Origin of the sequence: Galbibacter sp. BG1, from assembly GCF_013391805.1 — a bacterium.
Taxonomy (GTDB): Bacteria; Bacteroidota; Bacteroidia; order Flavobacteriales; family Flavobacteriaceae; genus Galbibacter.
The window spans coordinates 1582033-1603400 of record NZ_CP058364.1; the positions used below are offsets into that span (position 1 = coordinate 1582033).

A 21368-nucleotide genomic window follows, 5' to 3' on the forward strand; every position below is an offset into this window, starting at 1 on the left:
TAGTGTTGCACTACAATTCTTAGATTTTAAATCTCAAATCGAAAAATGGATACTAAAGAACTACTAAAGAAGGTTAGAAAAATCGAAATTAAAACCCGCCGGTTGAGCGACCACATTTTTGGCGGGGAATATCATTCTACCTTTAAAGGTCGGGGAATGACCTTCAGCGAGGTTCGTAACTACCAATTTGGGGATGATGTAAGGAATATCGACTGGAACGTAACGGCACGCTACAACGAACCATTTATTAAGGTTTTTGAAGAGGAACGGGAACTCACCATGATGCTTCTCGTGGATGTAAGTGGATCTGAATTTTTTGGAACCTCCAATCAGTTTAAAAAAGATATCATCACCGAAATTTCTGCAACCTTGGCTTTCTCCGCCATGCAGAACAATGATAAAATCGGACTGATTTTATTTTCAGATCAAATAGAATTATACATACCGCCAAAAAAAGGGCGTTTCCACGTGTTGCGAATCATCCGGGAACTTCTGGAGTTCAAACCCGAAAAGAAGAACACCGATATTAACGGTGCCCTTAAATTTATGTCGAGTGTGAGTAAGAAAAAGGTAATCGCTTTTGTATTATCAGATTTTATGGCAGATAACTACGAGCACGCCCTAAAAATTGCCGCCAACAAACACGATATTACCGGGATTAGAGTATACGATGAAAAGGAGGAAAGCATGCCGAACATTGGTTTTGTACAAATGGAAGATGCCGAAACTGGAGAGTTAATGTTGGTAAATACAAAGTCTAAATCCGTTCGTAACGAATATGCTAAATATTATTTGGATAGAGTGAGCTACTTTCAAAATAATTTCAGCAAAAGTGGAGCAGGGGTAATAAGCAGCCGGGTAGACGAAAGTTACGTAAAAAAACTATTGGGATATTTTAAAAGAAGAGGCTAGACGAATGATTGATTGTTATAAAAATAAAGAGTTTAAAAAATCAGTTCTGGCGAATGCGGGAAATTGGATGCTGCTTTTATTTGTGGGTTGTTTACAATTCTCCTTCGCACAAACCACGCCTACCATAAAATCTTCTGTTGATTCTACGGAAATTAAAATTGGGGAACAAATTAATTTTAAGGTTGAAGTGGAAGCCGACTCCACCGCACAAGTTATTTTTCCTGAAGGGCAAACGTTTATGCCATTAGAAGTGGTGGAAGCTTTTCCTACAGATACCTTCGCCAAGAATGATAAAATCAACCTCATAAAAAGGTATGCCTTAACACAATTCGATTCGGGAAGTTATACCTTACCACGGCAACAAATAATGGTGAATAATAAACCCTATTTTACAGATTCCCTACGAATAGAAGTGAATACAGTGGCAGTAGACACCACCAAACAAAAAATGTATGATATTAAAGGTTTGGCAACGGTAGATAAACCTATGGGAAATTGGTGGAAATGGCTGTTGGGAGGATTATTGCTTGCGGCGTTGGTAGGAGGTTTGCTGTATTGGTTCGTTTTCAGAAAAAAACCGCTTACAGAAGAAGAAAAAATAGCTTTATTGCCACCGTATGATCGAGCCTTGGCTGAATTAAAAAAGCTGGATGAATCTAAATATTTAATTCAGTCAGAATATAAAGAATACTACTCAGAGCTTACCAATATCGTACGTTCTTATTTAGAGGAAGATGCGCATATCAGTGCATTGGAAAGCACGACCGATGAGTTGATTTTGAAAATGGAAATGCTGCGTGATTCGGGAAGTTTAAAGATTGACGATGAAACCATTAAACAGTTTAAAAACGTATTGCAAACGGCCGATTTGGTAAAATTTGCAAAATCCACTCCCGAAAACTCCATAATTAACCGCGACCGAAAAACCATCGAGCAGATCGTGGTAAAAACCAAAGAAGCGCTTCCAGAGCCTACGGAAGAGGAGCTAATGGAACAGGAAGAGTATGTAGAAGAATTTAAACGGAAGAAAAAACAACGGCAAATTAAGTATGCCATAGCCGCAGGAATTACAGTTCTGTTGGTGGTAGGTGGAATTTTTACCTATAAATATGGGTTCAATACAATAAAAGATAGTGTGTTTGGCCACCCTACCAAATCCTTATTGGAACAAGAATGGGTGGGGAGTTCTTACGGATATCCTGCAATTTATTTAGAAACCCCAGAAGTTTTACGACGGGAAAAGAAAGCACCCTCCAATGCGATGACGGGCACTAGCAGTAACCAAGCGTTTTCCTATGGGGACATGGGAAGTAATTTTTACATTAGGGCCAGTGTGGCTACCTATAAAAAGGAAGCCGATTTTGATGCAAAAAAAGCTATTGATGCTGCCTTGGATCAAGTAGAAAAAGCGGGAGCTAAAAATATGGTGGTGAAGCAAGAAAAGTTAACAACCCCCACAGGAAAAGAAGGAAATAAAGTTTTTGGAACCCTTGAAATAGAAAGTCCGGAAACCAATAAAACAAAGGAAGAAGCTTATGTTATTCTAAGCTTTGTACAAAATGGAGGTTTTCAACAGGTAATTATGGTATACGAGCAGGATGATAATTATGCAAAGGAGATTGTTGAGCGTGTTACCAATTCTATAGATTTTAAAACGGAAAGCTAATTATGTTTGAAAATATACAATTTGCAAACCCACAATTTTTCTGGCTCTTTTTATTATTGCCGGTAGCTATTGTATGGTATTTTTTTAAGCGTAAAAAAGAAACAGCTTCTTTAAAAATATCGAGCATAAAAGGTTTTAAGGGATCGCCATCTATTTTAGCAAAGTTAAGGCCTGGATTGTTTATTATGCGTTTGCTAGCTTTGGCGGCCTTAATTGTGGCCATGGCGCGACCGCAAACAGAAGATATATCAACAAGAACCAAAACCACAAGGGGGATCGATATTGTAATGGCTATCGATGTTTCTTCAAGTATGTTGGCACGCGATTTAAAACCAAATAGGTTAAATGCCCTTAAAAAAGTGGCTTCAGAATTTATTAAAGAGCGGGTAAACGATCGTATTGGTTTGGTGGTATATTCGGGGGAGAGTTTTACCAAAACACCAATTACGAGCGATAAGGCTATTGTACTTCGATCACTAAACGATATTAAATACGGGCAGTTGGAAGATGGAACGGCCATAGGGATGGGACTGGCAACTTCTGTTAATAGACTGAAGGATAGCAAGGCAAAAAGTAAGGTAATTATCTTGTTGACCGATGGAGTAAATAATTCCGGATTTATAGAGCCACAAACCGCTGCAGGATTGGCTATTGAATACGGTATAAAAACATATACCATTGGTTTGGGGAGCAACGGTATGGCATTGTCGCCTATAGCTTACAATCCAGATGGCAGTTTTAGATATGGTATGAGCAAGGTAGAGATAGATGAGGTGTTGCTTAAAGATATTGCAGATAAAACAGGAGGTAAATATTTTAGGGCTACCAATAATGAGAAGCTTTCGGAGATTTACGACGAAATAAATAAATTGGAAAAAACCGATATCGAAGAGTTTAAATATTACAACTACGAAGAGAAATTTAGAGTGTTTGCCCTATTGGCATGCGGATTGTTGTTGTTGGAATATTTATTAAGATACACTGTTTTTAGAAGTTTTGTATAAGCTATGGATATATATCAATTAGACGAAAAAATATATTTCTACGTACTGGTTTTACTACCGGTATTGCTGTTGTTGTTCTTAGCTTTTAAATTTTGGCAACGAAGAACGCAGAAGAATTTTGCTGATGCACAATTGTTGGACAAATTGAGCCCCAACCGATCCACTTTTAAATCGGTTGTAAAGCTTATTTTAATAATGCTGGCGCTCGCTTGTTTGGCAATTGCCTTGGTAAACCCTAAAATTGGCACAAAACTTGAAACAGTTAAGCGCGAAGGGGTAGACATTGTTTTTGCTATCGATGTTTCTAAAAGTATGGCTGCGGAAGATATTGCACCCAACCGGTTGGAAAAAGCAAAACGCATCGTTTCAGAAATTATAAACAATCTGGCGAGCGACCGTATTGGAATTATAGCATACGCAGGCCAAGCATACCCGCAACTACCAATTACTACCGATTATTCGGCAGGAAAAATGTTCCTTCAAAGTATGAATACAGACATGATGTCTTCCCAAGGAACAGCTATTAATGAAGCTATCGATCTGGCCACCACGTATTACGACGATCAAGACCAAACCAATAGAGTATTGTTTTTAATTTCCGACGGGGAAGATCATTCCGATATGGCTATAGAATCAGTAGAAAAAGCGAGGGAGGCAGGAATTAAAATTTTTACAATTGGTGTGGGAACCGCTAAGGGAGGACCAATTCCCATAAGGGTAAATGGAATTATAGATTCCTACAAAAAAGATCAAAATGGAGAGGTGGTTATCACACAGCTCGATGAGAACATGTTAAACGGCATTGCCAGAGAAGGAGATGGAGAATATATTAATGGAAGCAATACCGAAGAGGTGGTAGATTTTGTTACCGAGACGCTCAATAAAATGGAAAAAACTGAATTTGAATCCAAGCAGTATGCCGATTTTAAAGATCAGTTTCAATGGTTTGTGGCGGCTGCAATTTTGTTGTTGTTTTTAGATATTTTCCTGTTGGAAAGAAAAACAGTTTGGGTTCAGCGATTAAACTTGTTTAACGAGAAAGAAAAAAATGAAAAATAAAAGCGACATATTTTTTAGTACTAAAAGCATCAAGACCACTTTTAAAATGGTTTTTTTAGCTATTTTGGGGCTTTTTTCAATTTCTGAAACAAAGGCACAGGATTCTGAAGCACTTGAAAAAGCAAAAGCCAAAGCGCTTTCAGAATCTAAAGAATATACTTTTGAAGGGAATGAAGCTTTGCAGGAAGATAATAATAAAGTAGAAGCTGAGGTATCTTATCGAAAAGCCATTGCTAAAAGTAACGAGAATGCGCAGGCCAAATATAATTTGGGCAATGTCTACTATAAAGAAGAAAGTATGGGGGAGGCTTTTATGAGATACAAGGAAGCAGGGACCACAGCGGAATCTAAAGAAGACAGGCACAAAGCATACCATAATTTGGGCAATGTCTTTATGAAAAATAAAGAATACCAAAAAGCGGTAGAGGCTTATAAAGAAGCATTAAGAAACGATCCTACAGATGAGGAAACCCGCTACAATTTGGCGTTGGCGAAAGAATTGTTGAAAAAGCAACAAGAAGAAAATAAAAATAATCAGGATCAAAATAAAGACGAAAACCAAGATCAGGATAAAGACAATCAAGATAATCAAGACGAAAATAAAGACAACCAAGATCAACAAGATAAAAAAGACGGGGACGAAGGCGAGGATAAAAAGGATGATCAAGGGGATAAAGAAGACGAAAACAAGGGGGATAACAAGGATGAAGAAGGCAATAATCCGGAAGATGAAAAACAGGATGAGGGCAAAAACAATCCAGACGAACAAAAACAAAATCCTGGAGATAAACCTCAAGAGCAGCAGCAACAGCCTCGACCCAATCAGTTATCTCCACAGCAAATAAAGAATATCTTGGAGGCAATGAACAATGAAGAAAAGAAAGTGCAGGATAAAATAAATGCTGAAAAAGTAAAAGGAGCACCTATAAAATCTGAAAAAGATTGGTAAGATAAAATGAAAATAAAACTATTAATAGTAACATTTTTTATAGCTTTTTCGGGAATGTTGTTTTCCCAAGAAGAGGGTGTGCAGTTTGAAGCCAACGTAAGTAAAGACAAGCTTGGTGTTAACGAGCGGCTACGTATAGAATTTACCATGAATAAAGATGGTGATAACTTTACACCGCCCGATTTTAGCGGATTTAGGGTTGTTATGGGCCCAAACCAATCCATTAGTAATTCATGGATCAATGGAAAAAGAAGTTTTTCCAAATCCTACTCCTATATTTTAACACCCAATGGCAAGGGTACATTTACCATCAATCAGGCGAAAGTTGAAATCGATGGAGACACCTATAAAACACAACCCGTAAGAATAACGGTCACCGAAGCTGTAAACGATCCTAATGCACCTCCATCTGCCAACGACATAGCAGACGACAATTTGCATTTGGTTGCGGAGGTTTCTAAAGCCAACCCTTATTTAAACGAGGCGGTTAGCGTTGTGTATAAATTGTATGTGAGCCCAAGAATAAATGTTTCCAATTTTATTCCCAAAGCCAATCCCAAATACAACAATTTTTGGTCGCAAGACATTAAAGTAACACGTTTTCAAGTGGAAAACGGCACTTACCAGGGGAAACAATATCGCTATGTGGTTTTAAAAAGGGTTGTGCTATACCCTCAGAAGACCGGAACATTGGATTTAGAGCCACTATCATTGGATGTAACGGTGGATGTTCCAACCAATAGGAGGGATATTTTTGGAGGACAGTTATATACACAAACCCATAAAACGGTAACGGCAGGACAGCGATCCATCAATGTAAAACCGCTTCCAGAAAAAGGTAAACCTGCAGGTTTTACAGGAGCTGTCGGTAAGTTTGATTTTGATGTGGTTTTGTCTAAAAAAGACCTAAAAGCGAATGAATCTTTAACGGCTAAAGTAAAGGTGAGTGGAAATGGTAATTTGAAGTTGTTCAACCTTCCTAAGCTTACCCTTCCCAGTTCTTTAGAAGTGTACGAACCAGAGTTCGATGAGAATATTTCTACATCCCTGGCGGGTATGAAAGGTAGCATAACAGACAATTACACCATTGTGCCTCAATATCGCGGGAAATATCCAATTCCAACTATCACGTTTTCTTATTTCGATCCGGAAGAGGAAGCTTACAAATCCATAACCTCTCAACAGTCCTTAATTAATGTGTACGAAGGGCCTTCGAGTGCCGCCGATTTGGCTTCCAATACCAATGAAAATAATAGCGCCAAACAACCAGTGGCAGCAAATGCGAATCAATTTAGGTTTATAAAATTAAATACAGATTTGTATCCTAAATCTTCGTCAAGTTTCTTTGGCTCTATCTTGTTTTACATACTTTTATTAGCTCCGCTCTTGTTGATCCCGATTGCTATTTTAATAGGAAAAAGAAGAGCAGCTATGGCTGGAGATGTAGTGGGGAACAGAGTGAGAAAAGCAAATAGGCTCGCCAAAAAATACCTGTCGGAAGCTAAACGGAACCTTGGAAACAAAGAAGCGTTTTACGAGTCCCTAGAACGGGCTTTGCACAATTACCTAAAGGCAAAATTAAAAATTGTTACCTCAGAATTCAGTAAAGAAAAAATAAGCGAGCTCTTGCGTTCTAAAAATGTAGAAGCTCAAGTAGTTGATGATTTTATAGCCTTGTTAAAAAGTTGTGAGTTGGCGAGATATTCTCCTAGTACCTTGGCAGAAATGGAAAGCGATTACCATAAGGCGGCAGAAGTTATTTCATTAATCGATAAACAACTTAAGTCATGATGGAACAACTAAATAGAAGTAAACAATTTTACCTTTTTATAGTTTTTACATGTGTTTCCATTTTTGCAATGGCACAAAATGAAGCTTTGTTTAAAAAAGGGAACGACTTTTATAACGAGGGGAAGTATCAAAAAGCGATTGACGCCTATTTGGAAGTTTCAGAAAATAATGAACATTCAGCTGCGCTTTACTACAATTTGGGGAATAGTTATTATAAATTGAACCAAATTGCGCCCAGTATTTATTATTATGAAAAGGCTTTATTGCTAGACCCAAACGATCAGGATATTCAGAATAATTTACAGTTTGCAAAAAACATGACCATCGATGCGATAGATGTAATGCCGCAAACTGGAATCGATAAGATTTTCGAAAACTTTGTAGGAAAACTTTCTTACCAAACATGGGCGGTATTGGCCATTGTAGCCATGGTTGCCTTTGTAGTGCTGTTCCTATTATATTATTTTTCAGCTTACAGCAGTAAAAAACGTATTTTCTTTGGGTTGAGCATACTCTTCGTGATAATCTCCCTTGCGAGTTTAGGGTTTGCTTACCAACAGCAAGGACTGGAGCTCAACAAGCAACCGGCAATAATCTTTGCCAAAGAAACTTCGGTAATGTCTGAGCCTAACATGGGTAGTAGTGAAGTTTTTAAATTGCACGAAGGGACCAAAGTAAACGTTTTGGAAGTGCTTGGGGAATGGAAAAAAATAAAACTTGCAGACGGAAAAATTGGTTGGTTGCCAAATAATGACCTCAAGGAGATCAAAGACTTTTAGAATAACTTAGCACTTAATTCTATGAAAAATAGTATCTTTAGGAAAAAGATTACTGGTGCTATTTACAAGTAAAAAAATATTTGTTTGCTTTTTTTTATTGATATTCTGCTCTTTTTTAATGACCCCTGCTATTATTACGGTTGTTGAAAGAAATGCAGATATTTCCTATTATTATAATTTAGCTGAAGAAGAAAAAAAGGACTCCAGTAACGAGTTGAAGGAAATCAAACAAATATCTTCTTCAAACGATCCTAATCTTTCTATTAGTGTACTTACCAAAAAAAGAAAAGGGTATCATTACGATGTTTTTCATCATTACGATCAGGTAATAGATGTAGTTATACCTCCTCCAGAGTTACTTTAATAATATTACAAAATCCGCACTATCTATTGCGGTACTAGCGTTTTAACGCTATTTTATTTACCATTCAAAATAAATTTAAATTCATCATGTTTTCAAATGTCTTTGAAAACAAAAACCATCTTTAAATTATGTTTAAATACTTAAAAAATGATTTGCCTGCTAGTATAGTGGTGTTTTTTGTAGCACTTCCCCTCTGTTTAGGGATTGCACTTGCAAGTGGGGCACCCCTCTTTTCTGGTTTAATTGCCGGAATTGTGGGAGGTATTGTAGTAGGAGCCATTAGTGGATCGCAAATTGGAGTAAGTGGACCTGCAGCCGGATTGGCTGTAATTGTTTTGGCTGCCATCGCTTCCCTAGGTTTCGAAAACTTTTTGGTAGCTGTTGTTATTGGAGGTGCTATACAAATACTTTTAGGGGTATTAAAAGCCGGTATTATCGGTTATTATTTTCCATCATCTGTAATTAAGGGTATGTTGGCTGGTATTGGAATTATTATCTTTTTAAAACAGATTCCCCATGCTTTTGGTTATGACAGTGATTATGAAGGCGATCTCGATTTCTTTCAATTGGACGGAGGAAACACATTTTCTGCCTTAGGGGATATGTTTAGTTATATTTCCCCGGGAGCCGTTGTGGTATCTGTGGTATCCTTGGGGATTTTATTGCTGTGGGAACTCGTTTTGGTTAAAAAAAGCAATTTTTTCAAAATCGTTCCAGGGCCACTAGTGGCTGTTGTATTTGGTGTGTTGTTCTATCTTTTAATAGATCCGTCATCCAATTTTAAAATAGCTCAAGATCATTTGGTAACGGTTCCGGTTCCCGATAACGCATCTGATTTTATAGGGCAATTTTCCTTTCCTAATTTTGCGGCAATCACCAATCTTCAAGTGTGGATTACAGGGGTTACCATTGCTATAGTTGCAAGTTTAGAAACTCTTTTGTGTGTAGAAGCAACGGATAAGTTGGATCCAGAGAAAAGGGTAACGCCAACCAACAGAGAGCTTTTTGCCCAGGGAACAGGAAATATTGTTTCTGGTTTAATTGGGGGGATTCCCGTTACACAGGTAATCGTAAGGAGTTCTGCAAACATTCAGTCGGGTGCTAAAACCAAACTTTCTGCAATCGTTCATGGATTTTTCCTTTTATCTTCTGTAATTCTTATTCCTACTTTATTAAATAAAATTCCTTTGGCAGTATTGGCGGCAATTTTATTAGTAGTTGGTTACAAACTTGCAAAACCAGCTTTGTTCAGGCAAATGTGGCGTTTAGGTAAAAGTCAGTTTCTGCCTTTTATAGTCACTGTTTTAGGGGTTGTGTTTACCGACCTTTTAATGGGAATTGGTTTAGGATTAGCGGTTGGAATTACCGTAATTTTGATTAAAAATTATCAAAACTCACATTTTCTTCATATTGAAAAGAAAGATGATGGAAGCCATTTGGTAAAAATGACCTTAGCCGAGGAAGTTTCTTTTCTTAATAAAGGCGCTATTTTAAAAGAATTAAATGAATTGCCTAAAGACACTTTGTTAGAACTAGATGTAACTAAAACAATTCGTCTAAACTATGATATTTTAGAAATTTTAGACGATTTTGCATACCGGGCAAAAGATAAGAATATCGATATTAAGTTAATTTCCGATAAGGGTGTGGTTCATAATCCGAAGAGTTTTACCGCATTTTTTATGGAAAAAAGAGGAAGTGCAGCTTAGAAAATAATTAAAAAGTTTAATTTTAAGAAAAAGTAATAAAATGAAATTAGATAAGGTTTTTGAAAACAACAAAAAATGGATAGAATCCAAGTTGGAATTAGACTCGAACTACTTTGAAGAGCTGGGGAAAGGACAAAGCCCCGAGCTACTTTACATAGGATGTTCTGATAGTAGGGTTACTGCAGAAGACCTTATGGGCTTGGGGCCAGGAGATGTATTCGTACATAGAAACATTGCCAACATGGTGGTTGGGACAGATCTAAACTCAATGTCCGTTATAGATTATGCGGTGAACCACTTAAAAGTGAACCACGTGGTTATTTGTGGACATTATTCCTGTGGAGGTGTAAAAGCCGCTATGCAATCGGCCGATTTGGGACTTTTAAATCCGTGGTTGCGAAATATTCGTGATGTGTACCGTTTGCATAAAAAAGAACTCAACGCAATGGTAGATGAAGATAAGCGTTATGAACGTCTGGTTGAGCTTAACGTGCAAGAGCAGTGCGTTAACTTAATTAAAACCGCTACGGTTCAAAAAGCAGTGCGAAATAGAGGCTTGCAAGTTCACGGTTGGGTGTTCGATATCCATACAGGAAAATTAATAGATCTAGAAATCGATCTGGACGGGATCCTTAAGAACATTATGGAAATCTACCATTTAGATTAATTGAGGATCCATATATTATAATGAAGAGGCGCTTGTTTGTAACAGCGCCTTTTTTTTGTAGTATGGGGCTATCTGACATTTATCATATTTTTATTGGGTTGATATCAATAATATTGCTGGTCTATATAGCAAATTATTAATCAAATTAAATATACACCATGTCAACTAGACAGCATAATTTTCACATTCCCGTAATGGGAATAGGTTTCACTATTGATAGCCCTTTAAAGGTAGCCGTGTATGGCATCGATTCTTCAATTTCTTTGGTAGATGATATGCTTATTGAGAAAATGCGAAAGCACTACTGCCACAAATACAACCTTGTTTACAATGAAATTTCAGAAAAAATAGAAGATTTTAGAGCGAAACGTATCACTTCCTATCTCGATATGATGAACAATGTGATAGATAATAAAATAAACCAACTAAGGAATTGTTCGGAGGAAACGGTTGAAGAGTTGAAAAATTATTTCGGGATGATACCTGCAAAAAAAGATGAATTTTCAAAGAAGATTTCAGGTGCACATTGCTCTAGTGAAGTTAAAGAGTGGGTTCGCCAGAACATTCAAAAAGGGAGCATAGATGTTAATATTATGACCAAGGTCGATAAAGACAACTACGTTGGCAAAGAAAAGTTGCCTGTAATATATAACGATGCCCATGCGGCACTGAGGGGATTTGCGGAGAGTACCGTGCAAGGGTCGTTAGTGCTCTCTGCGGGATTGAATCCCAGGCTTTATGGTTATATAGCAAGCTTTGAAGATTTTTATCCTAAAAGTAGAAATTTAAAAAAGAAAGTTGTTTTAAAGGTAAGTGATTATCGTTCTGCATTAATTCAGGGAAAATTTCTGGTGAAAAAAGGAGTTTGGGTATCCGAATTCAGGGTGGAATCTGGGCTAAATTGTGGGGGCCATGCCTTTGCTACTGAAGGGAATTTATTAGGACCTATTCTGGAGTCCTTCAAGGTGAATAAAACAAAATTAATTGTGGAGCTTCACGATATATATATTAAAGCGTTAACCGCTAAAAACATAGAGCCCCCAACCGTACCCTTACCGGTAAAGATTACAGCCCAAGGAGGGGTTGGCACCCATGAAGAGCACGAATTTTTATTAAATTACTATCAATTGGAATCTGTGGGCTGGGGCTCACCATTCCTTTTGGTTCCCGAAGCCACAACGGTAGATGATGAAACCTTGCATAAATTAGTTAGGGCGAAGGAGGAAGACTTGTATCTAAGCAATGTGTCTCCGTTAGGGGTTCCATTTAATAACCTAAGGGGTAACACCAAGGACGAAGAAAGACAAGAGCTTATTAAAAAAGGAAGACCGGGAAGTTCATGTCCAAAAAAGTATGTGTCCCTAAACAAGGAGTTTACCGAGAAAAGTATCTGTGTAGCTTCAAGGCAATATCAACATCTTAAAATTGCGGAACTTCAAAAAGGGAAGTTGTCCACGGAAGTTTACCAAAAAGAGTTTAAAGAAATAGTAGAAAAGTCCTGTATCTGCGTTGGGTTGGGCACCTCTGCCCTATTGGCCAATAAAATGGATGTTAAAAGTGAAGGTAAAGGTGTTTCTGTTTGTCCAGGCCCTAATATTGCCTACTTTGCCAGAGTAACAAAACTAGAAGAAATGGTTAAACATATTTATGGAAAAACAAGCGTAATTTCACGACAGGATCGGCCCAATATGTTTATTAAGGAATTGAAGCTATATACTGATTACTTTAAAGAAAGAGTTTACGAAGTGCTTCCTGCGATGGATGAAAAGGAAGAAAAACGATTAATGCGCTTTTCGAACAATCTTCTGGAAGGGATTGAGTATTACCAAAACCTTTTTAGCGGGTGTAAAACTGTTTTGAATGAAAAAGCAACAGGGGTTTATGCTGAATTGAAAAATGTGGAGTGTACATTGAAAGATCTTCAAAGGGAATTAAATGCTGGAAAGCAGCTGATGTAACTTTTAGTTGGAAATAAGAAGTAACTTCAAGAGCTTTCCGTAGCTAGAAACAAAATAGATAATGTAATAAACGGTCTGAAAAGCTATAGCAGTCCTGATAGTTGTCAGTAAAGATTTTTGTATCTTAAAGCAAAAAAGATTGCTTTGCGAAAAATGAAAAAGATTCTACTTACCGGTGCGACAGGGTATATTGGAAAGCGACTGCTTATCGCCTTGTTGGAAAACGATTATTATGTAATTTGTTGTACTCGCGATAAAATCAGGTTTGAAATGCCCGTAGGTGTACTTTCCAACAATATTGAAGTTATAGAAGTCGATTTTTTGGAAGAAGAAACCCTTTCTGCAATTCCCAAAGATATCGATGCGGCCTACTATTTAATGCATTCCATGAGTAAATCTGGGAATTACCAAGAGCGTGAACTCATCTGTGCCAATAACTTTAAAAACCATGTTTCTGAAACGAATGCCGAACAAGTAATTTACTTAACGGGAATGGTAAATACCGATGAGCTTTCAGACCATTTGGAGTCCAGGCTAAAAGTAGAGAAAACGCTAGCAGAAGGAACGTATAATTTTACTGCATTGCGTGCTGCCATAATTATAGGCTCAGGAAGCGCTTCTTTCGAAATTATTAGGGATCTGGTTGAAAAATTACCAGCAATGATTGCTCCCCGCTGGGTAGAAACAAAGTGCCAACCAATTGGTATTGCAAACGTGCTGGACTTTCTGGTGGCCACACTTTTTGAAGAAAAAACGTACAATGAAAATTTCGATATCGCTGGTCCCGATATTTTAAGTTATAAAGAAATGCTATTGCAATACGCCGAGGTTCGAGGGTTGAAAAGATATATCTACACGGTGCCGGTAATGACCCCAAAATTATCTTCCTACTGGCTTTATTTCGTTACTTCCACCAATTACAATTTGGCCATTTCTTTAGTAGACAGCATGAAGGTTCCTGTGGTAGCCCGCAACAAGGAAATCAACAAAATTACAGGGATAGATCCATTTCCGTATAAAAAAGCACTTCAAAGGACATTCTCCAAAATAGAAGCAGATGAAATTATTTCTGGTTGGCGGGATAGTTTTGTAAGTAGTAGGAAAGATGACAATCTTGCCCAATTTATGGAAGTACCTAAACACGGCTGTTTTGTGGATAAAAGAAAAATGAAGTTCGACAATAGGGAAGAAAGTATTAATCGTATTTGGAGTCTGGGCGGAAATAACGGCTGGTATGCCGACGGACTTTGGAAAATTAGGGGGTATATGGATCAAATGGTTGGTGGAGTAGGCCTGAAGCGGGGAAGAACCCACAAGCACTTATTGCATGCCGGGGATGCGATAGATTTTTGGAGGGTCTTATACGCCGATAGGGAAAAAGGGCGTTTACTTCTTTTTGCAGAGATGAAGTTACCTGGAGATGCTTGGTTGGAGTTTAGGATGGAACAAGACCTGTTAATTCAAAAAGCTATTTTTAGGCCCAAAGGGATTTGGGGCCGCCTTTATTGGTATGCTGTTTTTCCTTTCCACGGAATTGTTTTTAACGGAATGCTAAAAAGACTTGCAGTGGGGAAGTAACCTTATTTGCTGCTAAAATGCGATAATTTGGAAAGTTTTCTTGTTAAAAATCCTGTTTTATTTCTATTGGCTCGATGGAAGTTGATGCCGTTTCCCGCAACACCCAATCGAATACAAAAGAACCTATGTCTTTTACGGGTTTGTAGATTATTGAAGCATCTAAGGTTTTCTGGTCTATAAATGTAAAAGCTTCATTTCCTCGATCTAAAAAGATAAGAATGGCACCTAGGATAATCGCAACCTTGAGTCCGCCAAAAACAGCTCCAAAGATTCTATTTAAAAGCCCCAATGCCGCCAGGCTTGCAATTTTAGTAAGTAATTTTCCAATTAAGGAAACCGCAAGAATAATTAATATAAAAGTAATTGCAAAAGCCGTAAGGTTAATGTATTTCTGTTCCCAATCAACTTTATCGGTTAAAAAATCACCTACAAAGTAAGAAAAATGAATAGCGCCGTAGATACCAACAACCAAGGCTAATAAAGAGGCTACTTCTATAAATAAGCCTTTCATGAAGCCGCGAACCATACCAAAAATGATGAGTCCGCCTAAAATAATGTCAATATAGTTCATTCAAAAAACCAATTTCAACAAATATACATTTTTTAGAGCTTTATTTTTCTGGGGTTATTTTCAAAAAGTCTATTACAGAAATAGATAAATTATCTTCTTACTTTTGCAAAAAAGTTATAGAATGGCAAGAGATGAGGTTTTAAAAATGAAATGGGAAACGTTGGTGACCAAACTTTCCAATCAATTTGCAGATGGCGACGAGTTAGAGCTCGATGCCATTATTTATTTAATTGGAGTACAAGAATTGGGGCAACTCCATAGAAAATTTAAAAAAGACGAAAAGCTCAATCTTATGCATATTGCCATTTGCCGTCTTCTCGAGCCTTATGGGTACTACGAGTTCGATTTTTATGATGAGGAAGGATGGCCACATTATACAATGAAAGAACAGCTACCCATATTAAAGGCAGGCGAGCAATCTATCTTGATGAAAGAAGCCATTGTTCAATATTTTTCTGAAGGGGGTTATATCGATTAATTCCAAAAAGCGGCAATTTTCTGTTCGGTAATTGGTTTTCTGGGAAATTATAAATGGCAATAAACTACCTTAATATTCTCTAGAAATCTTTAAATTTGCCGTTCCAAATAATAGGGGTTATGATTGATACTATCAAGGAACATATAGAAAAGGTAAAAGGCTTTTCCGCAGCTACGTTAGAAGAAGTGGAGGCTTTTAGAATTGAATATTTAGGAAAAAAAGGCTTGTTGAATGATTTTTTTGCTGAATTTAAAAATGTTCCCAATGAACAGAAAAAGGAGTTTGGACAGGTTATCAATGAGCTAAAATCTACCGCTCAAGATAAGGTGAATACCTTGAAAGATGCTTTAGAGCAAAACACAACACATGCCAATTCTTATGGCGATTTAACCCGTCCAGCGATGCCTTTGGAATTGGGGGGAAGACACCCAATTTCCATTGTTAAGAACCAAATAATCGATATTTTTTCGCGTATTGGGTTTAATGTTTCCGAAGGACCGGAAATAGAAGACGATTGGCATAATTTTACGGCGCTTAATTTACCGGAATATCACCCTGCTAGGGATATGCAGGACACCTTTTTTATACAAACCGATCCCGATGTTTTGTTGCGTACCCACACTTCCTCTGTACAGGTACGTTATATGGAAAACAATAAACCCCCCATTAGAACCATTTCCCCGGGACGCGTTTTTAGAAACGAAGCCATTTCATCGAGATCCCATTGCTTTTTTCATCAGGTAGAAGGATTGTATATTGATAAAGGGGTTTCTTTTGCAGATTTAAAACAGACTTTGCAGTATTTTACTACTGAAATGTTTGGAAAATCTAAAATAAGATTGCGCCCTTCCTATTTCCCTTTTACCGAGCCTAGCGCAGAAGTAGATGTGTACTGGGGGCTGGAAACCGAAACCGATTATAGAATGACCAAAGGAACTGGCTGGTTGGAGATTATGGGTTGCGGTATGGTAGATCCTAACGTACTTGAAAATTGTGGAATCGATTCCAAAGAGTATTCCGGATTTGCTTTTGGTATGGGTATCGATAGGATAGCCTTGTTGCTTCATCAAATTTCGGATATTAGAATGTTGAGTGAAAATGACATTCGTTTTTTAAAGCAGTTTAAATCGGTATTGTAAGCCTATCAGTATGAAAAAGGATATTGAAATACCAATTACAAGGATGTGCACATTGCCGCAGTTAACGAATGGGATGAAAAGCATTTAACCAAAACTTGGTATGTTTATTTAATAAATAACTGCGATACGCCCATAGAGGGAACTATTGTGGTTTCCAAAGGTTATGGAGATGATTTAAAAACGTCTACAATGCGACACGGATTGGGCGATTTTGAAGCGAAATCTTTTAGAAAAGTAGAAATTTTACAAGAGGATGTTTTTAAGTTGACAAACGAATATTTTGTTACTTTTTTTGCAGAAAACAAACTTTTTGAGCGTAAGTTTTTGTTTCAACCTCACCAAGTTTCAGAAAATAACACTTCACAAGTCCCGCTGCTTCAAATGGAAGGAGTTTTGGCTCAATAAATCTCAAAAAGCCTTTTTATTTTAACATTTTCAGTAATAAATCCTTAAAAACTAATACCTGAGATTTTAGTATTAAATATTTAAGGGTGTTGGTTTTACAATATTCTTATTGCAATTATAGGCATTCTGCGCTAACTTGTGGAGACGTAATTCACAAATCTAGCGAATAATGAAAAATGCTAAAAACAACAGTAGAAGGGAATGGTTTAAAAAAGGGGCGCTAGCTGCTGGGGCCTTAGCTTTAACGCCAATGGATATTTGGGGAAAAGCTGTGGAAGAAGCCAGCGTTAAAAAGCAGAAATTCATTTTTGATGCGGGTTACGGCGGTTTGAATGAATTTACACCTCCAAAATTCCCAGATTTAAGCACCGTTAAGGCTAGATTACTTTGGAATGAAAACCCGTACGGGCCCTCTCCAAAAGCATCTATTGCGTTTCAGAAGGCTGTTTATGAAGGGAATCATTACTCTTGGAATTCCTTAGGGAATCTGGTGGATAAAATTTCAAAAAAAGAAGGAGTTTCTCCACAACAAATTATGATGGGCCCAGGTTCGTCGGATCTTTTGGAGAAAACAGCCATGGTATATTTTAAAAATGGGGGCAACGTAGTTTGTGGAGACCCCTGCTACATGTCTCTTGTTCATGTGGCAAAGGCTTCTGGTGGAGATTGGAAACCCGTGAAACTTACAAAGGATTTTCAGCACGATTTGGAGGCAATGGAAGCAGCCATAGACAAAAACACCAAGTTGGTGTATATTACAAACCCGAACAATCCTACCGCGACGATAACAGATACAAAGAAGCTGTACGATTTTTGTGAGCGCGTTTCAGAAAAAGTACCAATTTTTATAGACGAAGCTTATATTGAACTTTCCGAAGGCGGTCTTGCAAATAGTATGGCACCATTGGTGGCGAAGGGTAAAAATATATTTGTAGCGCGTACTTTTTCCAAAATTTATGGCATGGCAGGATTGCGTATTGGGTATATGTTGGGAAATGCAGAATCACTGAAAAAGATAAATGAGATAACACGTGGCGGTATGGGAATTACAGGGCCGACGATTGCCGCTGCAAGCGCGAGCATGGAAGATGAAGTTTTTCTTTCTGAATGTAAATCTAAAATTACCTACGCTAAAAAGTTTACCTATAACCTATTGAATGAAAAAGGTATAAACTACTTGCCGTCCCAAACCAATTTTGTGCTTTTTCCAATACCCCTAAAAGGAGATGAATTTTTGGAAAAGATCTACGAGCACAAAGTGGTGGTTAGAACGTTTAATTTTTGGGATCAAGATTGGTGCAGGGTGAGTATGGGGACTGAAGAGGAAATGAACTATTTTGCCAAGGCGATCAATGAAATTTTGGTTTAATGGATTATGCTCTTCAAAAGACCATATCGCTTCTATTATTAATTTTAATCGGGGTTCTGCTGAAGTTAAAATTTAAGAATCCAGATGAAATTACCGGGTTAAAGAAGATTATTCTCAACCTTGCACTGCCTGCAACCATCTTTATGGCATTGCTAAAGATTGAAATAAGTAAAGAGTTAGCGCTGTTGCCTATTATAGCTATTCTTTTAAATTTCTTGTTGTTTGCGCTTGCGGGTTTTTTGCTTCCTGTGGTTGGGATTTCTAAAAATTCACCAGAGGGTAGAACCAGTAGGCTTTTAATACCCTCATTGGCTCCAGGATTATCCTGCTTTCCCTTTGTATTAGAATTTTTGGGAGACGATTATTTGGCAAAGGCAGCTATGGCAGACTTAGGGAATAAAATATTTGTGCTTATCGTTCTCTACATTATTGCTATGAAATGGTTTTACAAAAACAATAGCGAGAAAATAAAGCAGGTTGACAATTCAAAAAAAATTAAGGATTTATTGTTGTCCATGGTAAAGGAACCTGTAAATCTGTTTATAATTTCTGCACTAGTTTTGGTATTGTTTGGAGTTAATTTAAGTATGTTTCCATCTTTTTTTAAAGATGTATTTTCAAGATTGAGTGTTATTATGACTCCTTTGATCCTGATATTCATTGGGCTTGCGTTTAAAATAAAACGCCGCCAATTTTTGCAAATATTTGCATTGTTGCTTTTAAGGGCGGGCATTGTGCTTATGCTTATGGCAGGTCTTGTTTTGTTGTTTGATATACCACAAAATGAAAATGTATTGCTATTGGTAGCCTTCGCACTAAGCGCATGTAGTTTTTGGCCATTTGCACATATCTCAATGGTTGATGCTGCTGAAAAAAATAAGGAAGCAACTTCAAAAACCTTTAGCAATAGTTTTGCCATAGGTATTTTAGCGCTATCACTTCCTATCTCCACACTTCTTATTCTTGCCATACTTTCCAGCGGGGAAGTGTTTACAAGTCCTTTTAATTTAGTAACTTTAGGTGTTTTATGCTGTTTCGGTGCCGTTTTTAGTGTACTTTGTAAAAGTATTAAAATCCCGAAACAGGTGTCTTCCTCCAAAGAACTTTTTAGAAAGTCAACTACCTAAGCCAAACGTATGCTTAATGGATGCATCATTTAGGAAATCCCTAAACCGTTTTTCTAAATAATTAATAGGAATTGTCATTTTTTAAAAAGCTACAATTCCACGAAGTAGATTCAATACTAAATGCTTTTGAGCATTAACAAAAAGTTAACTTCAATTAGTTCGGTTAATTCCGAACTAACTATAGTTTTGTGATTTATTATGATATGATGAATGAAAATCTTGAAATTCAACAGCTGAAAAAGCAAATTATTGAAGAGATGGGGGTATACTTTGAAAGCGAAGATACTACTTCCCCTTTGTCTTCAAGAATCTTTGCTTTACTGGTGTTGGAAGGCAGTGAAGGAGCCTCTTTCGACAAGATTGTGGAGGAATTGGAAATAAGTAAAAGTTCGGCATCTACCAATTTGCAAATACTGCAATCGATGGGGCGGGTGAGTTATTATACAAAACCGGGAGATCGAAAAAGATATTTTAAGGCTTCTGTTACGAGCTTAGTAAATAGATTGGAAGATAAAATACAATCTTGGAAAAGGGAAAGATGTTTGCACGAAAGAGTAGCGACCTATCGAGAGAAAGTAATTTCTAATAATGAAGATAATAATATAGATGTGGAAAAGGACTTGTCCTTCAATATTCACTATATAGAATTTGTTGATGTAATGATCGACAATTTAAGCAGGCTTAAGAACAATATTTTAATAACCGTCAATCAAGATTAACAATGTACTTTAAACCTTATTCTAGCTTATTCTCCCTTTGTTTAGCTCTTGTGCTAATAAGTTGCGGGGATAATGAAAAACAACAGCAAGGCCAGCAGGCAATGCCTTTTCCTACCGTAAAAATAGAGAAGCGGGATGTAACCACTTATAAAAGTTATCCTGCCAGTATTCAAGGGGAAATAAACAGTGAAATTAGGCCAAAAGTATCGGGTTATATTCAAGATGTTTTGGTAGATGAAGGGGAAAAAGTAAAAAAGGGACAATTACTTTTTAGATTGGAGACCGAAAGCCTCACCCAAGATGCTGATGCTGCCAAAGCCAGCGTAAACGTAGCGCAAGTAGAAGTAGATCGGTTGAAACCACTGGTGGAAAAAGGTATTATTAGTCAAGTGCAATTGGAAACTGCCAAAGCCAATTTGGCGCAGGCCAAAAGTAATTATAACAGTATAAATGCCAATATTAATTACGCTTCCGTTAAAAGTCCGGTCGATGGCGTGGTAGGCTCCATTCCTTTTCGTAGGGGTGCTTTGGTAAGTGCTACCACCCAAACCCCTTTAACAACCATTTCCAGTATCGATCGGGTCTATGCTTTTTTCAGTATGAACGAAAAGGACTTTCTATCCATTCTTAAAAATATGAAAGGGGAAACCTTGGATGAAAAAGCGAAGAATACTTCCAAAGTCAATTTAATATTGGCAGATGGATCTACTTACGAGCAACAGGGTACGGTGGAAACAATAACAGGAAATATAGACCCTCAAACAGGAACCGTTTCCTTTAGGGCTACCTTCGAAAACCCGCAGGGGCTTCTAAGAAGCGGAAGTAGTGGAACCATTAAAGTACCTCAAAATTATGAATCGGTCATTGTAGTGCCCAGCTTATCTACTTTTGAGCAGCAAGGTAAAAAGTTTGTCTATAAAGTAGCAGAGAACGACAGCATTTTTGAGGCGGCCATAAAAACCTTGGATGAAACCGACAAATTCCTAGTCGTTAAGGAAGGCATAGAAGAAGGCGATCAAATTTTAGCGAAAGGAGTGGATAAAGTTAAGTCGGGAATGAAAATTGTGCCGCAACCAACTTCTTTGGATAGTATTTTCAATTCGTTTGACACCGTATTTAAATAA

20 protein-coding genes are annotated in these 21368 nt (G+C 37.4%); 19 read left to right on the plus strand and 1 reads right to left on the minus strand.

Annotated elements, in window-relative coordinates; genetic code table 11:
* Positions 1-45: 45 nt before the first annotated feature.
* From HX109_RS07020 to HX109_RS07075, 12 genes are all read left to right on the plus strand, one after another.
* Positions 46-912 (plus strand): DUF58 domain-containing protein, encoded by an 867-nt coding sequence (locus tag HX109_RS07020; protein ID WP_178950581.1) that lies wholly within the window; start codon positions 46-48, stop codon positions 910-912.
* Between the two features lie 4 nt (positions 913-916).
* Entirely contained in the window at positions 917-2578 is a 1662-nt protein-coding gene (locus HX109_RS07025) for a BatD family protein (protein WP_255462812.1), read from the plus strand.
* A 2-nt stretch (positions 2579-2580) separates the two neighbouring features.
* Positions 2581-3582 (plus strand): vWA domain-containing protein, encoded by a 1002-nt coding sequence (locus HX109_RS07030; RefSeq protein ID WP_178950583.1) that lies wholly within the window; start codon positions 2581-2583, stop codon positions 3580-3582.
* A gap of 9 nt (positions 3583-3591) precedes the next feature.
* On the plus strand, positions 3592-4641 hold the full coding sequence (locus tag HX109_RS07035) for a VWA domain-containing protein (protein ID WP_178954096.1): 1050 nt from the start codon (positions 3592-3594) through the stop codon (positions 4639-4641).
* A complete protein-coding gene (locus tag HX109_RS07040) occupies positions 4631-5590 on the plus strand; it encodes a tetratricopeptide repeat protein (RefSeq protein ID WP_255462814.1) in 960 nt (319 codons plus the stop codon). Before HX109_RS07035 ends, HX109_RS07040 begins: the two co-directional genes overlap by 11 nt.
* 6 nt (positions 5591-5596) lie before the next feature.
* Positions 5597-7381, plus strand: a complete 1785-nt coding sequence (locus HX109_RS07045; protein WP_178950585.1) for a BatD family protein — start codon at positions 5597-5599, stop codon at positions 7379-7381.
* Positions 7378-8160 (plus strand): tetratricopeptide repeat protein, encoded by a 783-nt coding sequence (locus HX109_RS07050; protein ID WP_178950586.1) that lies wholly within the window; start codon positions 7378-7380, stop codon positions 8158-8160. The genes HX109_RS07045 and HX109_RS07050 overlap by 4 nt, the downstream gene beginning before the upstream one ends.
* A gap of 118 nt (positions 8161-8278) precedes the next feature.
* Positions 8279-8524: a hypothetical protein gene (locus HX109_RS07055; protein WP_178950588.1), complete on the plus strand. Its 246-nt coding sequence runs from the start codon at positions 8279-8281 to the stop codon at positions 8522-8524.
* Positions 8525-8652: 128 nt separating this feature from the next.
* The gene (locus tag HX109_RS07060) at positions 8653-10233 is read left to right on the plus strand and encodes a SulP family inorganic anion transporter (protein ID WP_178950590.1); all 1581 of its coding nucleotides are present in this window, start codon (positions 8653-8655) and stop codon (positions 10231-10233) included.
* A gap of 40 nt (positions 10234-10273) precedes the next feature.
* Complete coding sequence (locus tag HX109_RS07065; protein WP_178950592.1) at positions 10274-10900, plus strand: carbonic anhydrase; 627 nt, start codon at positions 10274-10276, stop codon at positions 10898-10900.
* Positions 10901-11058: 158 nt separating this feature from the next.
* Entirely contained in the window at positions 11059-12858 is a 1800-nt protein-coding gene (locus tag HX109_RS07070; RefSeq protein WP_178950594.1) for a hypothetical protein, read from the plus strand.
* A gap of 153 nt (positions 12859-13011) precedes the next feature.
* Entirely contained in the window at positions 13012-14436 is a 1425-nt protein-coding gene (locus tag HX109_RS07075) for an SDR family oxidoreductase (RefSeq protein WP_178950595.1), read from the plus strand.
* A 43-nt stretch (positions 14437-14479) separates the two neighbouring features.
* On the opposite strand, the gene HX109_RS07080 is transcribed toward HX109_RS07075, so the two are convergent.
* A complete protein-coding gene (locus HX109_RS07080) occupies positions 14480-15007 on the minus strand; it encodes a CvpA family protein (RefSeq protein WP_178950597.1) in 528 nt (175 codons plus the stop codon).
* Between the two features lie 121 nt (positions 15008-15128).
* On the opposite strand from HX109_RS07080, the gene HX109_RS07085 reads away from it, so the two are divergent.
* The 7 genes from HX109_RS07085 to HX109_RS07115 all read left to right on the plus strand — a co-directional run bounded on the left by HX109_RS07085 (position 15129) and on the right by HX109_RS07115 (position 21368).
* A complete protein-coding gene (locus HX109_RS07085; protein WP_178950599.1) occupies positions 15129-15485 on the plus strand; it encodes a hypothetical protein in 357 nt (118 codons plus the stop codon).
* Positions 15486-15604: 119 nt separating this feature from the next.
* On the plus strand, positions 15605-16624 hold the full coding sequence (pheS, locus tag HX109_RS07090; RefSeq protein ID WP_178950601.1) for a phenylalanine--tRNA ligase subunit alpha: 1020 nt from the start codon (positions 15605-15607) through the stop codon (positions 16622-16624).
* Between the two features lie 45 nt (positions 16625-16669).
* Complete coding sequence (locus tag HX109_RS07095) at positions 16670-17029, plus strand: hypothetical protein (RefSeq protein WP_255462820.1); 360 nt, start codon at positions 16670-16672, stop codon at positions 17027-17029.
* 169 nt (positions 17030-17198) lie between these two features.
* Positions 17199-18398: a pyridoxal phosphate-dependent aminotransferase gene (locus HX109_RS07100; protein ID WP_178950603.1), complete on the plus strand. Its 1200-nt coding sequence runs from the start codon at positions 17199-17201 to the stop codon at positions 18396-18398.
* Positions 18398-19525, plus strand: coding sequence for an AEC family transporter (locus tag HX109_RS07105; RefSeq protein WP_178950604.1), 1128 nt, complete (start codon positions 18398-18400; stop codon positions 19523-19525). The genes HX109_RS07100 and HX109_RS07105 overlap by 1 nt, the downstream gene beginning before the upstream one ends.
* 188 nt (positions 19526-19713) lie before the next feature.
* Complete coding sequence (locus tag HX109_RS07110) at positions 19714-20244, plus strand: GbsR/MarR family transcriptional regulator (RefSeq protein WP_255462821.1); 531 nt, start codon at positions 19714-19716, stop codon at positions 20242-20244.
* 50 nt (positions 20245-20294) lie between these two features.
* The gene (locus tag HX109_RS07115; protein ID WP_317170441.1) at positions 20295-21368 is read left to right on the plus strand and encodes an efflux RND transporter periplasmic adaptor subunit; all 1074 of its coding nucleotides are present in this window, start codon (positions 20295-20297) and stop codon (positions 21366-21368) included.

What these genes read in the sequence shown, in the direction of transcription:
- HX109_RS07070 (WP_178950594.1), top strand. Translation starts at nt 11,059, where the DNA reads ATGTCAACTAGACAGCATAATTTTCACATTCCCGTAATGGGAATAGGT.
- HX109_RS07040 (WP_255462814.1), top strand. Translation starts at nt 4,631, where the DNA reads ATGAAAAATAAAAGCGACATATTTTTTAGTACTAAAAGCATCAAGACC.
- HX109_RS07045 (WP_178950585.1), top strand. Translation starts at nt 5,597, where the DNA reads ATGAAAATAAAACTATTAATAGTAACATTTTTTATAGCTTTTTCGGGA.
- HX109_RS07025 (WP_255462812.1), top strand. Translation starts at nt 917, where the DNA reads ATGATTGATTGTTATAAAAATAAAGAGTTTAAAAAATCAGTTCTGGCG.
- HX109_RS07020 (WP_178950581.1), top strand. Translation starts at nt 46, where the DNA reads ATGGATACTAAAGAACTACTAAAGAAGGTTAGAAAAATCGAAATTAAA.
- HX109_RS07065 (WP_178950592.1), top strand. Translation starts at nt 10,274, where the DNA reads ATGAAATTAGATAAGGTTTTTGAAAACAACAAAAAATGGATAGAATCC.
- HX109_RS07085 (WP_178950599.1), top strand. Translation starts at nt 15,129, where the DNA reads ATGGCAAGAGATGAGGTTTTAAAAATGAAATGGGAAACGTTGGTGACC.
- HX109_RS07030 (WP_178950583.1), top strand. Translation starts at nt 2,581, where the DNA reads ATGTTTGAAAATATACAATTTGCAAACCCACAATTTTTCTGGCTCTTT.
- HX109_RS07050 (WP_178950586.1), top strand. Translation starts at nt 7,378, where the DNA reads ATGATGGAACAACTAAATAGAAGTAAACAATTTTACCTTTTTATAGTT.
- HX109_RS07105 (WP_178950604.1), top strand. Translation starts at nt 18,398, where the DNA reads ATGGATTATGCTCTTCAAAAGACCATATCGCTTCTATTATTAATTTTA.
- pheS (WP_178950601.1), top strand. Translation starts at nt 15,605, where the DNA reads ATGATTGATACTATCAAGGAACATATAGAAAAGGTAAAAGGCTTTTCC.
- HX109_RS07055 (WP_178950588.1), top strand. Translation starts at nt 8,279, where the DNA reads ATGACCCCTGCTATTATTACGGTTGTTGAAAGAAATGCAGATATTTCC.
- HX109_RS07100 (WP_178950603.1), top strand. Translation starts at nt 17,199, where the DNA reads ATGAAAAATGCTAAAAACAACAGTAGAAGGGAATGGTTTAAAAAAGGG.
- HX109_RS07060 (WP_178950590.1), top strand. Translation starts at nt 8,653, where the DNA reads ATGTTTAAATACTTAAAAAATGATTTGCCTGCTAGTATAGTGGTGTTT.
- HX109_RS07080 (WP_178950597.1), bottom strand. Translation starts at nt 15,007, where the DNA reads ATGAACTATATTGACATTATTTTAGGCGGACTCATCATTTTTGGTATG.
- HX109_RS07075 (WP_178950595.1), top strand. Translation starts at nt 13,012, where the DNA reads ATGAAAAAGATTCTACTTACCGGTGCGACAGGGTATATTGGAAAGCGA.